The 14120-nt window shown below is 70.0% G+C and carries 15 protein-coding genes; 8 read left to right on the forward strand and 7 right to left on the reverse strand.

The features are described 5' to 3' along the window. From ACWDX9_RS08945 to ACWDX9_RS08975, 7 genes are all read right to left on the reverse strand, one after another. On the reverse strand, positions 1-666 hold a 666-nt coding region (locus tag ACWDX9_RS08945; RefSeq protein ID WP_449950851.1), incomplete at its 3' end, for an MCE family protein. Beyond that, entirely contained in the window at positions 663-1694 is a 1032-nt protein-coding gene (locus ACWDX9_RS08950; RefSeq protein ID WP_449950853.1) for an MCE family protein, read from the reverse strand. The genes ACWDX9_RS08945 and ACWDX9_RS08950, both read right to left, overlap by 4 nt. Before the next feature lie 8 nt (positions 1695-1702). Then, positions 1703-2728, reverse strand: a complete 1026-nt coding sequence (locus tag ACWDX9_RS08955; protein WP_449950856.1) for an MlaD family protein — start codon at positions 2726-2728, stop codon at positions 1703-1705. Then, positions 2728-3762, reverse strand: coding sequence for an MCE family protein (locus ACWDX9_RS08960; protein ID WP_449950859.1), 1035 nt, complete (start codon positions 3760-3762; stop codon positions 2728-2730). Before ACWDX9_RS08960 ends, ACWDX9_RS08955 begins: the two co-directional genes overlap by 1 nt. 1 nt (position 3763) lies before the next feature. Further along, positions 3764-4783 (reverse strand): MlaD family protein, encoded by a 1020-nt coding sequence (locus tag ACWDX9_RS08965; RefSeq protein WP_363963938.1) that lies wholly within the window; start codon positions 4781-4783, stop codon positions 3764-3766. A gap of 4 nt (positions 4784-4787) precedes the next feature. Further along, the gene (locus ACWDX9_RS08970; RefSeq protein ID WP_313045386.1) at positions 4788-5645 is read right to left on the reverse strand and encodes an ABC transporter permease; all 858 of its coding nucleotides are present in this window, start codon (positions 5643-5645) and stop codon (positions 4788-4790) included. Next, positions 5645-6436 (reverse strand): MlaE family ABC transporter permease, encoded by a 792-nt coding sequence (locus ACWDX9_RS08975; protein ID WP_350726465.1) that lies wholly within the window; start codon positions 6434-6436, stop codon positions 5645-5647. Before ACWDX9_RS08975 ends, ACWDX9_RS08970 begins: the two co-directional genes overlap by 1 nt. 256 nt (positions 6437-6692) lie before the next feature. On the opposite strand from ACWDX9_RS08975, the gene ACWDX9_RS08980 reads away from it, so the two are divergent. From ACWDX9_RS08980 to ACWDX9_RS09015, 8 genes are all read left to right on the forward strand, one after another. Further along, a complete protein-coding gene (locus tag ACWDX9_RS08980; RefSeq protein ID WP_449950862.1) occupies positions 6693-7121 on the forward strand; it encodes a CBS domain-containing protein in 429 nt (142 codons plus the stop codon). A 93-nt stretch (positions 7122-7214) separates the two neighbouring features. After that, complete coding sequence (locus ACWDX9_RS08985) at positions 7215-7781, forward strand: hypothetical protein (RefSeq protein ID WP_449950865.1); 567 nt, start codon at positions 7215-7217, stop codon at positions 7779-7781. 252 nt (positions 7782-8033) lie between these two features. Continuing rightward, positions 8034-8885 (forward strand): endo alpha-1,4 polygalactosaminidase, encoded by an 852-nt coding sequence (locus tag ACWDX9_RS08990; protein ID WP_449950868.1) that lies wholly within the window; start codon positions 8034-8036, stop codon positions 8883-8885. Continuing rightward, positions 8875-9789 (forward strand): carbohydrate kinase family protein, encoded by a 915-nt coding sequence (locus ACWDX9_RS08995; RefSeq protein ID WP_449950871.1) that lies wholly within the window; start codon positions 8875-8877, stop codon positions 9787-9789. The genes ACWDX9_RS08990 and ACWDX9_RS08995 overlap by 11 nt, the downstream gene beginning before the upstream one ends. After that, the gene (gene melA / locus ACWDX9_RS09000) at positions 9786-11075 is read left to right on the forward strand and encodes an alpha-glucosidase/alpha-galactosidase (protein ID WP_364246760.1); all 1290 of its coding nucleotides are present in this window, start codon (positions 9786-9788) and stop codon (positions 11073-11075) included. Before ACWDX9_RS08995 ends, melA begins: the two co-directional genes overlap by 4 nt. Further along, a complete protein-coding gene (locus ACWDX9_RS09005; RefSeq protein ID WP_449950874.1) occupies positions 11072-12352 on the forward strand; it encodes an ABC transporter substrate-binding protein in 1281 nt (426 codons plus the stop codon). The genes melA and ACWDX9_RS09005 overlap by 4 nt, the downstream gene beginning before the upstream one ends. Positions 12353-12363: 11 nt before the next feature. Continuing rightward, entirely contained in the window at positions 12364-13260 is an 897-nt protein-coding gene (locus tag ACWDX9_RS09010; RefSeq protein WP_449950876.1) for a carbohydrate ABC transporter permease, read from the forward strand. Further along, complete coding sequence (locus ACWDX9_RS09015; RefSeq protein ID WP_449950878.1) at positions 13257-14069, forward strand: carbohydrate ABC transporter permease; 813 nt, start codon at positions 13257-13259, stop codon at positions 14067-14069. The genes ACWDX9_RS09010 and ACWDX9_RS09015 overlap by 4 nt, the downstream gene beginning before the upstream one ends. Positions 14070-14120: the final 51 nt, after the last annotated feature.

The following is a 14120-nucleotide window of genomic DNA, read 5'->3' on the forward strand; positions in this document are numbered from 1 at the left end:
CCGCGCGGTGGCCGCGGCCAGCGTGCCCGGCAGCCGGTCCAGCTCGCCGCTGCCCTTGGCGAGGTCGTCGCCCAGCTTGGCCAGGGCGTCGATGCTGGTGCCCAGGTCCCGGCGGGCCGCGGCGTAGGCGTCGGTGACCTCGGCCGTCTGCTTGATCAGCTTGTTGACGTCGTCACCCTTCCCGGCGAAGGCGGTGGAGGCCGCGTCGAGGATGGCGTTCACGTCCTGCGCGCCGAGCGCCTCGATGAGCGGCCCGGCCTTCGCGGTGACCTGCTCGATGTCCGGTTCGACCGACGTGTCGGCGATGGTGGCGCCGTTGCTCAGGTACGGCCCCGTGGCCAGGTCCTTGCCCGCGGGCGGCGTGAGCAGGACGTAGTTCTCGCCCAGCACCGACGTCTTGGCCACGGTGGCCGTGCTGCCCTCGGGCACCCGGTACCTGGACACGATCGACATCGTCACCTTGGCCCGGTAGCCCTCCAGCCGGATGTCGGTGACCGTGCCCACCCGTACGTCGGAGATCTGCACGCTGTGCCCGGCCACCAGGCTCTGCACGTCGTCGAAGACCGCGTGCAGGGTCAGGTCGCCGGTGGTCGCGCCGAGCGTCTGGAGCGAGCACGACGCCGTCACGGCGAGCGCGAGGATCGCGGCCAGCAGGCGGGCTCTCATCGCCGCCTCCCCTGCTGCTCGTAGGGGCAGTTGCTCAGCCCGGCGGGCAGGCACGGCACCCGCCCCAGGTTCAGCGATTGGAACAGCGGCGTCAGCCACGCCTTGGTCATCGCGTTGAGCACGACGCGGATCTTCAGCACGTGCTGCTTCCTGTCCCACGAGTCGATCACCACGTCGGCGAAGTCGGCCGCGCCCTTGATCGCCTGCGCCACGGACGCGCTGTTGGCCCGCATGGTCAGCACCAGCTCGGCCAGCGTCCCGGCGGCCTGGGGGAGCCGCTCGGAGTACTGCTCGATGATCACGTCGCCGCGCCGTACGAAGTCCGAGATGCCGGTGATGAAGTCGCGCAGCCGCCGCCGCTCCTCCGCCAGGATCGAACTGGCCTCGGCGAACGCGTCGATCGCGCCCGTCACCTGGCTCTCGCGCCGGTTGAGGCCGGTGGCCAGCCGGTTCAGCCCCTTGGCCAGGTCGACGAGCTGCTGGTCCTGCTTGGCCAGGGTGCCGGTGAGCCGGGAGGTGTCGTCGATGGCGTTGTTGATGGTCTTGCCGCGCCCCCTGACCCCGTCGGCCAGGTCGCTCGCCACGGAGCCCAGCTTCTTGTCGTCGAGCGCGTCGGTGAGCTTGGTGAACGCGTCGAGCGCGTCGTCGATCTCCACCGGCAGGTCGGTGCGCTCCAGGGGGATGACCGTCCCCGGCGCGACCTTCTGGTCGCCGGGCTTCCACGGGGGGTAGAGGACGACGTTCCGCTCGCCGAGCGTGTTCTGCGGCGCGACCACGGCCTTCACCTTGGCCGGGAGCGGCACCTGCCGGTCCACCAGCAGGTCGACTCTCACCTTGTCCCCATCGATCCGGATCTTCTCGACATATCCGGCGTCCAGCCCCATCACCTTGACCCGCGCCTGCTCGTACAGGGAGGGCGCCTTGCGGAAGATCGCCACCAGCCGGTACGGCTCCGGCCCCAGCACGGTGCACCCCGACGTCAGGAACAGCCCGGCCACGGCCAGCAGGACCGCCACGAGTCGTCTCACGGGCCGTCTCATTTGGCGCTCTTCCTGTCCTTGGAGATGGCGGCGAGCACCTCCGGGTTGATGGGGCCGAGGCCCGTGGCTATGGCCTCGAGCCACGGGCCTTGGCCGCCCATCGTGGACAGGCCGGAGAACGTCGGGCCCGCCCATGCCAGGAGCGAATTGAACTGCTTGTTGCTGCCGCTGAGCCGTGTCGTGATGGCCGCGTTGTCGTCCAGCACCTGGACGAGGGTCTTCTCGTGCTCGTTGATCAGCTTGGTCGTGCTGCGCACCAGGTCGCTGCCGTCGCCCAGCAGCGTGCGCAGCTCCGCGCGCCGCCGGCGCAGCTCGGCCAGCATGACGCCGATCGCGTCGATGAGCCGCGCGAGCTGCCTGTCCTTCTTCTCCAGGACGTTCATGATCCGGGTGCCGTTGTCGATGAGCCGCTGGAGCTGCGGCTCGCTCTTGCTGATCGTGTCCGACAGGTCGCCGATGTTGCGCAGCAGCCGGGTGATGCGGCCGCGCTTGCCGAGGTCGACCTTGTCCAGCTCGGTGAGCAGGTCGTCCACGGCGTCGGTGTCCAGGCGCTGGACCAGCCGGGTGGCGTCCTTGATGGCGTCGTTGATCAGGGTGGGCACGCCGGTCCGCGTCACGGGGATGCGCCGCTGCCCCTCGGGGAGCTGGTCCATGAACGGGGCCGTGACGGGGCCGGTGAGCTTGACGTACCGGCCGCCGAGCAGGTTCGACAGGGCGATGTCGGCCCGGGTGCCGCGGCCGAGCCGCACGCCGTCGTCCACCTTCCAGGTGACCACCACGTCGCCCTGCGCGTAGTCGGCGCGGACCTCGGTGACCTTGCCGACGCGCACTCCGGCGACCCTGACGTCGTTGCCGGTGCGCAGCCCGCCGGAGTCCACGAACACCCCCGACATGGAGTAGCCGCCCTCCAGCAGCCCCAGGTTGCCGACCAGGAACGTGCCGACGAGGATCGCGGCGAGCGTGGCCAGCGACACGAGGCCGACGACGATCCGGTTGCGGTCGCGGAAGGACTTGAGCGCCATCACTCGCCCACCAGGAGCTTCTGCAGGTCCTTCGTGCTCTGGACCCGGGTGTTGCGCAGCGGCGGCGGCGCCTGCATCCCGTACGGGCAGGGCGCGGCGCTCAGCGCCACGCACGGGACCGCGGTGACGAAGTAACGGCCGCGGTCCACGGTCTGGTACGCGCGGGCGAACAGCGGCTGGAACGTGCTGACCGTCCTGTCGATCTCGTTCACGTGCCGCCTGATGCCGCCGGTCAGCCCGGACAGGTTGTCGACCAGCCGGCCGAGCTCGTCGGCGTTCTTGCCGAGCACCTCGTTGGAGGTGTGCACGGTCGTCGACAGCTCCACCAGCGACTCGTCGATCAGCTCGCGGTTGTCGGCGAACGCCTCCGACAGCGTGACGAGGTTGTCGACGAGCTGCTCGATCTGCTTGTCGCGCCGGGCGACCACGCCGGTGACGGTGGCGTAGTCCTTCAGTAACTGCTCGATGGTCTTCTTGCGCTCGGTGACCGTCGTGGTGATGGCGTTGACGTTGTCGAGCAGCCTCGGGATGTTCCGCTCGTTGCCCTTGAGCGACCTGGCGGCGGCGGTGAGGAGCTGGTTGATCTGGTCGGGGTCCAGGCTGCGGGTGAGCGGGCCGAGGTCGCTGACCAGCTGGCCGATGTCCACGACGGAGGAGGTACGGGTGATGCGCGCTCCGGGGGTCAGCTTTCCGGGCGCGGTGCCGGGCATCAGGTAGACCACGCGCTGGCCGACGGCGTTGCGCCAGCGGATGGCGGCCTCGGTGTCGGCGGGCACGGTGATCCCCTGCTGCACCTCCATGGTCACCTCGGCCCGCCCGTCCACCACCTTGATCGTGTCCACCTGGCCCACGGGCGCTCCGGCGATCTTCACCTGGTCGCCCTCGTTCAGTCCTGACACGTCGTCGAACACGGCGACCAGCGGGTAGCCGGCGCCCGTGCTCACCCGGGCGATCTGCACGCCGATCACCGCGATCAGCGCCACGCACACGCCGACGAAGACCGCGAACCGCGCGAAGGTCCAGGCCCGGCGCATGTCAGCGCCTCCCGTCGGTCGGGCCGCAGATGCCGACGATCAGCTCGCAGACGTCGGTCGCCACGAACGCCTCGACCTGGAGCTGGCGGGTGTTGCCCGGCCCGGGCGCCTCGATCAGCTCGTTGAGCAGGTCGACCAGCCTGTTCAGGCCGCGTACGCCGTCGCCGGCCAGGCCGAGCTGGGCGTAGATGAGCGCGGCCACCCGCTCGGTGGAGTGCACGCCGGCCCGCAGGTCCTGGCGGTGCTTGGCCAGCCCGTGCGCCGCCAGTCCGGAGACGGAGGTGACCTCGTCCAGCAGGGCGCGCACCTTGTCGGCCCGCGCGAGCAGGTCTGGGGTGATGACGTTGACGTCGGAGGAGATCGAGACCAGGTCGTCGCCCTTGTCCTGCAGGGCCGTGCCCAGCAGGGCGGCGTCGTGCAGGAACTGGCGGGCCCGGCCGCGCTGCCGGTGCGCGACGCCGACGAGCGTGCCGGCGTCGCCGATCAGCTCGCGCAGGTTCTCGCCCTCGCCGTCCAGGCCCTGGGCCAGGGTGTGCACGATGACGGTGACCTCGCGGGGATCGACGGCGTCCAGGCCGCGGTAGGCGGCGCCGAGCGTGTCGGACAGGTCGAGGGGGCCCTCGGTGTCGGTGATGACGGCGCCGCTGGCCAGGTAGGGGCCGGTGGTCTCGCCGGAGCCGGGCTTGAGGTCGAGGAACTTGGGGCCGAACACCGAGGCCGGCTCGACGGAGGCGACCGTGGAGCCCGGCACCTTGACGCCGGGGTCGAGGTGCATGGTCACCACGGCCCGGCCCTTGGCGTCCAGCGACACGCTCGTCACCTTGCCGACCGTGATGCCGCGGATCTTGACGGGGGAGCCGGCGTCCATGCCCTGCCCGGCCCTGGCGAACACGGCGTCGATCCTGGTCCCGCTCAGCTCGGTGGCGGTGCGGACGACGTACAGGGTGGCCGCGGCGAGCACGACGAGCACGGCGAACGCGATGCCCACCCGGGCGGCGAGGGAGAGTTGGAATCGGCCCACCGGCTCACCCCGTCAGCGGTATGTTGCCGCCGCTGCCCCAGAACAGGTACGACAGCAGCAGGTTGAGCAGCACGATCGTGACGATCGACTGGCGGATGGCGCGGCCCGCCGCCACGCCCACGCCCACCGGGCCGCCGGTGGCGTGGAAGCCGTGGTAGCAGTGGATCACGATGACCGCGAAGGCGAACACGCCGACCTTGGTCACGCTGAACGCGATGTCCCGGACCGGCAGATACAGATAGAAGTAGTAGTCGTAGACCCCCGGTGCCAGGCCGAACAGCACCGTGCACATCAGCCGGGTGGCGAAGAAGCTGGCGAAGAGCGCGATCAGGTAGATCGGCACCAGCGCCAGCAGCGCCGCCACGACCCTGGTGCAGATCAGGTACGTGAAGGCGTTGATGCCCATGACCTCCAGCGCGTCGATCTCCTCCGAGATCCGCATCGCGCCCAGCTCCGCCGTGAACGACGAGCCCACCTGCGCCGCCAGCGCCGTCGCGGCGATGATCGGGGTGATCTCGCGGACGTTCGCGAAGCTGCCCACCAGGCCCATGAACGACTCCGCGCCGATCGCCTGCAGCCCCTGGTAGCCCTGCAGGCCCACGGTCGCGCCCACGACGAACGCCATCGTGAACACCACGAAGATCATGCCGCCGCCGATGACGGTCGCCCCGACGCCCACCACGACGTCGCTGACCTGCCTGATGACGACCTTGAAGAACTTGAGCCGCAGGACGACGTCGCGTACGGAGTAGAACAGCACCTTCCACACGAACAGCGGCCAGTCGGCCAGCGTCGCGAACCGCTCGGCGACGTCCCGTCCCCGCAGCGCGAGCCGCAGGCCGGCCGTGCGCGTCACCATCATCACAGCGACCTCGGCGGGTAGGCCAGGAAGTAGACGGCCGAGATCACGTAGTTGAACGCGAACACCAGCATGAACGTCACCACGGTCGCCTGGTTGACCGCCCGCCCCACGCCGACGGGGCTGGAGGCGCACGTCATGCCCTTGTAGCAGGCGACCGCCGCCGCGATGAACCCGAAGATCCACGCCTTGAACAGCGTCACGTACAGGTCGGAGGCGACGACCAGGGAGAACGCGCCGTCGAAGTACGCGCCGGGGGTGACGCCCTGCACGACGACGTTGAAGAAGTAGCCGCCGCTCGCGCCGGCCAGGATGACCAGCGGGCACAGGCAGACCGCGACCGTGCTGGCCGCCCACATGCGCGGCGTGACCAGGCGGTGGATCGGGTTGACCGACATGACCTCCATCGCGCTCAGCTCGTCGCGGATGTGGCGCGCGCCGATGTCGGAGGTCATCGCGCTGCCGCCGGCCCCGGCGATCAGCAGCGCGCTGGCCAGCGGCGCCACCTCGCGGATGAGCCCGACGAAGACCGCGCTGCCGGTCGCGGAGCTGGCGCCGAGCTGCCTGGCCAGCTCGCCCACCTGGAGCGCCACGGTGGCGCCCAGCGGCAGGGCGACCAGCAGGACCGGGACGCTGGTGACCCGGGCCAGGAACCAGCACTGCTCGACGAACTCCCACCACCAGCGCCTGATGTCCCAGGTTCTGCGCAGCCCTTCCAGGACGATGACGAACAGCTCACCGATCTGGCCGAGCGTCGAGCCGGCCCGGCGTCCGATGTACCCGGACAGGGTCATCGGCGACCTCGGGTTACCGCCATGACCACCTCCGCCGCCTACGGATGAGATGAGTGGCAACCCTACTGACGGGTTATCTAGTAGTCGATGCTTTCGTGGGAATTTGCGCGAAAGGTATGAGACGCAGGTCACATGTTGTCAGCCAGGCACGAAAAGTGACCGCCCCGTTACAACCCGGCTCCCCTTGACGGCATCCCCTGGGGTTGTTTGCCTGTACGCAAGGCCTGGAAGACTGAGGTGCAAGAGGTGGTGCAACATGCTCATCGGGACGATTCTTCGCGCCAAGGGAAGTGATGTGGCGACCGTGTCGCCCAGGGCGACAGTGCGCGAGCTGCTGGCCACGCTCGCCGAGCGCAACATCGGTGCCGCGGTGGTCTCCACCGACGGCCTCACCATCGAGGGCATCGCGTCCGAACGCGACGTCGTGCGCCGCCTGCACGACCGCGGCCCGGCGATCCTCGACGGCCCGGTATCCGCGATCATGACCACTCAGGTGCGCACGGTGGGGCCCGGCGAGAACGTCGACTCGCTGCGGCAGATCATGACCACGCAGCGGTTCCGGCACATGCCGGTGGTCGAGAACGGCCGGCTCGTGGGCATCGTGAGCATCGGCGACGTGGTCAAGAGCGCGATCGAGGAGCTGGAGACGGAGAAGGCGTCGCTCGTCGACTATCTCCACCGTTGATAGGGATGGCACCCTTGGTCCGTGATGTACGGACCTCCTGAATATCCGCCTGAGTATCCGCGGGCGACAAGCAGTCCGACGATCATCGTGCTCGTGGCCGGACTCGCCGCTCTGCTCGGGTTCCTGCTGGGGGTCTTCGTGGGGTTCGGCGCGTCCGAGTCGTCCGAGGAGCCCGCTCCCCGGGTCACGGTCACGGTCGAGGGCACGCAGCCGCCGGAGCCCGAGGCCACCGGCACCGGCCCGTCGTCGCCGGTCCAGCCCACGCAGCCCACGCAGCCCACGCAGCCCACGCAGCCCACGCCGCCGCAGGGGACGCAGCCACCGGTCACTCCGCCGGGCGCCACCCCGCCCGGGCCCGGTCAGACGGCGCCGGGTCAGACGGCTCCCGGTCAGACCGGCCCGCCGAGCGGGGGGACCGGCACTCCCGCGTTCAACAACGTGTCCCTGCGGACGCTCGTCGTGGGCACGGACATCCAGCCGGGCACCTACCGCACGGCGGGCCCGACCGCGGGGGTCCCCATGTGCTACTGGGCCAGGCTGCGGACCGCCACGGGGGACGAGATCGCGAGCGGCATGCCGACAGCTTCGGTCAGCGTCACCATCCTGGCCACGGACAAGGCGTTCAGGACCGCCGGATGCGCGGAGTGGATCAGAGCATGATGCTTTTGTGCGTCAAACTCTGGACAAAGGTGCAAGAATGCGCAATTCTGTGCGGCAAGCAAGAAGGGAGGCACGCCTGGAGCGTGCTGGCGTGACGTCCTACGGTTATGGGCCACGCCACTCCGGTGTCCCTGGCCAGGACGCGACTCGGAGAGTGCGGAACAGCGCGCAGCGCCATTGATCCGCACCCGTTCCGTTCGCGAGGAGTGCCAGTTGCGCCGTCTCCCTGCTCTCATCTCTGCGCTTGTCTCTGTGCTTATCTCTGGGGCCGCCCTGGCTGCCCTGGTCATCGTCCCCGCCGCCGAAGCCGCCGCGACCACCGAGGCCAGGGCGCTGCCCGCCCCCGTCGCCTGCAACGGCTGCTGGAAGCCCGCGCTGAACACGTCCTGGCAGTGGCAGCTCTCGTCCCTGCCGGCCAAGCCGTACCCGAATGTGCAGATGTTCGACATCGACGGCTTCGCCGCCAAGGACGGCGCGATCGTCAAGTCGCTCAAGGCGGACAAGCCGGGCCGCGGCGTCGTCTGCTACATCAGCGCGGGCACGTTCGAGGACTGGCGTCCGGACGCGGGCCAGTTCCCCCGCGAGGTGCTCGGCAAGCCGCTGGAGGACTGGCCGGGTGAGCGCTGGCTCGACATCCGCACGTACACCGGCAAGCTCGGCCAGATCATGAAGGCCCGGCTCGACATGTGCAAGGCCGCCGGGTTCGACGCCGTGGAGCCCGACAACGTCGACGGCTACAGCAACGCCAGCGGCTTCCCGCTCAAGGCCGCAGACCAGCTCGCCTACAACACCTGGTTCGCCAACGAGGCCCACAGGAGGGGTCTGTCGGTCGCGCTCAAGAACGACATCGAGCAGATCCCGGCGCTGCTGCCGTACTTCGACTTCGCGGTGAACGAGGAGTGCTGGGAGCACACCGAGTGCACCACCGCGCAGAACGACGACTACGGATACGACCAGTTCGTCAAGGCGGGCAAGGCCGTGTTCAACGTCGAGTACAACCTGGCCACCTCGGCCTTCTGCGCCAAGTCCAACGCTCAGAACTTCAACTCGCTGAAGAAGAAGTACGAGCTCGACGCCTACCGCGTGCCCTGCCGTGGCGCGTGACTTCGACCTGCTGGTCGTCGGTGACGCCAACCCCGACGTGGTGCTCTCCGGAGCGCCGCGCGGGTTGGCGTACGGCCAGCGTGAACAGCTCGTCTCCGGCGGTGACCTGGTGCTCGGCGGGTCCGGCGCGATCACCGCGTGCGGGGCGGCCCGGCTGGGCCTGCGGACCGCTTTCGCGGGGCGCGTGGGCGACGACGCGGCCGGGCGCTTCGTGCTGGACGCCCTGGCCGACCGGGGCGTGGACGTCTCCCGCTGCGTGATCGACTCCCGGCCCACGGCCATGACCGTGGTGCTGGCCGACGGTTCGGACCGGGCCATCCTCACCTCGCCCGGCTGCCTGCCGTACCTGACCGTGGAGGACCTGCCGCGCGGCGTGGCCCGTCACGTCCACGTGTCGTCATATTTCCTGCAACCGGGGCTCGCGCCCGGCCTGCCGGGCTTCCTGGCGGAGGAGCGGCGCGCGGGCGCGACCACCTCGCTGGACACCAACGACGACCCCGCCGGGCAGTGGGAAGGGCTCGGGGAGGTGCTGGCCGAGGTGGACGTGTTCCTCCCGAACGCCGCCGAGGCCCGGGCCGTCGCCGCCCGGCTCTTCGGCACCGGTCCCGAATGCCTCGAGGCCGCGGCGGCCCGGATCGGCGGGCTCGGCCCCACCGTGGTCGTCAAGGACGGCGGCGAGGGCGCGCTGGCGTGGCAGGCGGGCGAGCTGACCCGGGCCCCCGCCGTCCCCGTCGAGCCGGTGGACACCGTCGGCGCCGGCGACAGCTTCAACGCCGGCCTCCTCGCCGCGCGGCTGCGCGGGATGAGCCTGCGCGAATGCCTGCGCGTGGCCGTGACCTGCGGATCCCTTTCGACCCAGGCCGCCGGCGGCACCGCCGCCCAGCCCACCTGGAAGGAGCTATGAAAATCGTCTTTCTCGGCGCCGGGAGCGTCGAGTTCACTCAAGGGCTGCTGGCGGACCTGGTCGCCTTCCCCGATCTGGGGGAGTTCGAGGTGGCGCTGCACGACATCCACCCCGAGCGGCTGGACACCGCCGAGGCCGCCGCCCGCGTCATCGCGGCCGGGCGGCCCGTCAAGATCTCCGCGCACCTCGACCTGCGCCAGGCCCTCGAAGGCGCCGACTTCGCGATCAACATGATCCAGGTCGGCATGATCGACGCGACCCGCGTCGACTTCGAGGTGCCCGCCCGGTACGGGCTGCGCCAGACGATCGCCGACACCATCGGCGTGGGCGGCATCTTCCGCGCCCTGCGCACCTTCCCGGCGCTCGACCGGATCGGGCGGGCCATGGCCGAGGTGTGCCCGGACGCGTGGCTGCTCAACTACACCAACCCGATGGCCATGAACGTCTGGTACCTGGCCGCCGCCACCCCCGTGCGCAACGTGGTCGGGCTCTGCCACTCCATCTACTGGACCGCCCACGACCTGGCCGAGCTGGTCGGGGTGCCGCTGGAGGAGGTGTCGTACCTCGCGGCGGGCGTCAACCACCAGTCGTGGATGCTGCGCTTCGAGTCCGGCGGCCAGGACCTCTACCCGCGCCTGGACGAGGCCATCGAGCGCGACCCCGGCCTGCTGCGCCGGGTGCGCGTGGACATGTACCGCAGGCTCGGCTACTACCCGACCGAGACGAGCGAGCACTCGGCCGAGTACGTGCCCTGGTACCTGCACGACGAGAGCGAGATCGAGCGCCTGCGGATCCCGGTGGGCGCGTACATCGGCATCAGCGAGGAGAACGTACGCCAGTACGAGGCCACCCGCGACGCGCTCCGCGCGGGCCGGCCGATCACCGTGGAGGGGACCATGGAATACGCCCCGCAGATCATCCACAGCGTCACCACCGGCACCAGCCGGGTCGTCTACGGGAACGTCCAGAACAGGGGCCTGGTCGGAAACCTGCCGGACGGCTGCGTGGTGGAGGTGCCGTGCGTGGCCGACGCGCTCGGCGTCCGCCCGATGGCCGTCGGCGACCTGCCCGCGCAGTGCGTGGCGCTCAACCGCGCCTATGTCAACGTCAACGAGCTGACCGTGCGCGCCGTCACCGAGGGGCGGCCCGAGCACGTGAGGCACGCCATGATGGCCGACCCGAACACCGCCGCCACCCTGACCGTCGAGCAGATCGACGAGCTGTGCGGCGCGCTGATCGAGGCCCACGGCGAGCTGATGCCCGAGTCCCTCAGGAGCCGGTCATGAAGAGTACGGCCCTGAAGAGCATGGCGGTGCTTGTCTTGGTCGCCGCGCTGGTGACGGCCTGCGGCTCCTCCTCCGACGACGCCTCGGGCCCGGTCGAGATCACCTGGTGGCACGGCCAGACGGAGCTGCAGGCCAAGGTCATCGAGGAGCTGGCCGCCGAGTACTCCAAGGCCCACCCGGACGTGAAGATCACGCCCGCCGTCGGGTCCACGAACGTGGACGACATGCTGCAGAAGGTCCAGGCGGTGCTGGCCGGCGGCAAGGCGCCCGACATCGCGTACATGTACGGCACGTGGATGCCGAACCTGGCGCGCAACCCCAAGGTGTACGACCTGGCCGCCACCGTGAAGGCCCCCGGGTTCGGATGGGACGACTTCTGGCCGGCGGAGCGGGCCGTGTCGGAGGTGAACGGCAAGGTCGTCGGCGTCCCCGCCCTGGTCGACAACCTGGCCGTCATCTACAACAAGAAGCTGTTCGACGCGGCGGGGCTGCCGTACCCGTCCAAGGACTGGAGCTGGGACGACTTCCGGGCCACGGCGAAGAAGCTGACCGGCGGCGGCGTGTACGGCACCGCGTACCCCGTGACCGGTCTCGAGGACACCGTGTGGCGGTTCTGGCCGATGATCTGGCAGCAGGGCGGCTCGATCCTGACGCCGGACGGCAAGAAGTCGGCGTTCAATTCGCCGCAGGCGACGCAGGCGCTCGACCTGTGGAGTGCCATGGCCCAGCAGGATAAGTCCGTATATCTCGATCAAAATGGTGAGAAGTTCGTGCCGCTGTTCCAGAGCGGCAAGATCGGGATGATCGCGGCGGCGCCGTACGCGCTGCTCGACATCATCGACCACAAGATCTCCTACGGCGTGCAGGTGCTGCCCGGCTACAACGGCAACCACGAGACGGTCGCCGGGCCGGACAACTGGGTCGTGTTCGACAACGGCGCGCGCCGGGCCAAGGCCGCCGCCGAGTTCCTCACCTGGCTCACCCGGCCGGAGCAGGACGCCCGGTGGTCGCTCGGCCTGGGCAACCTGCCGCTGCGCAAGGCCACGACCGCGCTGCCGGCGTACCAGAAGTTCGTCAAGGACTTCCCCGGCATCGACGTCTTCACCGCGAACCTCGAGAACGCCAAGCAGGCCAGGCCGCCCCTGCCGGCGTACCCGGAGTTCTCCGAGAAGGTCGGCAACGCGATCGCCCAGTCGCTGGTCGGCGGCACGCCGGCACAGCAGGCCCTCACCAAGGCCGCGACCGAGGCCGACGCGGTGCTGGGGCGCTCGCGATGACAGCCCCGACGATGAGCAGGACGGCGCGGGTGAGCGCGCCGTCCGCGCGGCGGAGCCGGTTGGTCCCCCAGCTGACCGGGTGGGGCTTCGTGTTCCCCGCGACGCTCGTGGTCGTCGGGCTCAGCCTGTTCCCCGCGGTGTGGGCGCTGCTGCTCTCGCTGCGGGACGGCGACCTGCTCACCGGCGGCGACTTCGTCGGGCTGGCGAACTACGGCGACATGCTCGGCGACGCCGAGCTGGCCGCGTCGGCCGGGCACACGCTGCTCTACACCGTGCTCTTCGTGCCCGGCTCGGTGGTGCTCGGGCTGGCGCTGGCGCTCGCGCTCAACCTCAAGATCCGGCTCATCGGGTTCTACCGTACGTGCTTCTTCGTCCCGTACGTCGTCTCCGCCGCCGCCACGGGCATCCTGTCGAACTTCGTCTTCGACCCCGACTTCGGCATCGTCAACGCCGGGCTGAAGGCGCTCGGCCTGCCCGCGATGGGGTTCCTGCAGGACCCCGACCAGGCGATGCTCACCCTGGTCGCGATCTCGCTCTGGGGCGGCGTGGGCATGCCCGCCGTGGTCTACCTGGCCGCCCTGCAGGACATCCCGCGCGAGCTGATCGAGGCGGCCCGGGCGGACGGCGGCGCCGGTCGGCACGTCCTGCGCCACGTCGTGCTGCCGCAGCTGCGGCCGGCCACGGTCTTCCTGCTGATCTGGCAGACGATCACCGCGCTGCAGCTGTTCGACCTCGTCTACACCACCACCAAGGGCCAGCCGCTCGACTCCACGACGACCATCGTGTTCTACCTCTACCGGCAGGCGTTCCAGCTCTTCCACTCCGGCTACGGCACAGCCATCGCCTACGTCCTGTTCATCGTGACGCTCGCCGTGTCGGGCGCGGTCCTGTGGAGGGGTGCGAAGTGACGCGCCGCAGCCTCGCCCATCTCTTCCTGATGCCGCTCGCGCTGCTGTTCGTGGCGCCGCTGGTGTGGATGGCGCTGACCGCGTTCATGCCGGACGCCGACATCAACACCTACCCGCCCAAGCTCTGGCCCGAGCACTTCACGCTGGACGGGTTCAGGCGCATCTTCACCGAGGACGAGTACCCGCTCTGGCTGGCCAACACGGTGATCGTGGCCGGGTCGGCGGTGCTCGGGCACGTGGTGCTCTGCTCCCTGGCCGGGTACGGCTTCGCCCGGATCAAGTTCCGCGGCCGCGGGGTCGCCTTCGCGGCGGTCATGGCCACCATCATGGTGCCGACCCAGGTGCTGATGATCCCGACGTTCCTGCTGTTCAAGAACATGGGCCTGATCGACACGCTGGGGGCGGCCATCGTGCCGTGGCTGGCGTCGGCGTTCGGGGTGTTCCTCATGCGGCAGTTCTTCCTGTCGCTGCCCAGGGAGCTGGAGGAGGCCGCCATCATCGACGGCTGCTCCCCCCTGGGCGTGTTCTTCCGCGTGGTGCTTCCGCTGGCCCGGCCCGCGCTGGCCACGCTGGTGGTGTTCACGCTGCTCGGCGCCTGGAACGACCTGATCTGGCCGCTCATCGCGATCTCGTCGGAGTCGGGCTACACGCTGCAGCTCGGGCTGGCCACCTTCGCCGGCGCCCGGCACACCGAGTGGTCGGCGCTGATGGCCGGCAACGTGGTCGCGGTGCTGCCGCTCGTGCTCGCGTTCATCCTGGCGCAGCGGCACTTCGTGGCCACGATGAGCTTCAGCGGACTCAAGGGCTGAGGTTGTTGGCAGTGGTGGGGTGTGCGTAGGAGGATGCGCACAGCCCACCCC

It is taken from the genome of Nonomuraea sp. NPDC003201 (assembly GCF_053590415.1).

What these genes read in the sequence shown, in the direction of transcription:
- ACWDX9_RS08955 (WP_449950856.1), bottom strand. Translation starts at nt 2,728, where the DNA reads ATGGCGCTCAAGTCCTTCCGCGACCGCAACCGGATCGTCGTCGGCCTC.
- ACWDX9_RS08960 (WP_449950859.1), bottom strand. Translation starts at nt 3,762, where the DNA reads ATGCGCCGGGCCTGGACCTTCGCGCGGTTCGCGGTCTTCGTCGGCGTG.
- ACWDX9_RS08970 (WP_313045386.1), bottom strand. Translation starts at nt 5,645, where the DNA reads ATGATGGTGACGCGCACGGCCGGCCTGCGGCTCGCGCTGCGGGGACGG.
- ACWDX9_RS08975 (WP_350726465.1), bottom strand. Translation starts at nt 6,436, where the DNA reads ATGACCCTGTCCGGGTACATCGGACGCCGGGCCGGCTCGACGCTCGGC.
- ACWDX9_RS08980 (WP_449950862.1), top strand. Translation starts at nt 6,693, where the DNA reads ATGCTCATCGGGACGATTCTTCGCGCCAAGGGAAGTGATGTGGCGACC.
- melA (WP_364246760.1), top strand. Translation starts at nt 9,786, where the DNA reads ATGAAAATCGTCTTTCTCGGCGCCGGGAGCGTCGAGTTCACTCAAGGG.
- ACWDX9_RS09005 (WP_449950874.1), top strand. Translation starts at nt 11,072, where the DNA reads ATGAAGAGTACGGCCCTGAAGAGCATGGCGGTGCTTGTCTTGGTCGCC.
- ACWDX9_RS09010 (WP_449950876.1), top strand. Translation starts at nt 12,364, where the DNA reads ATGAGCAGGACGGCGCGGGTGAGCGCGCCGTCCGCGCGGCGGAGCCGG.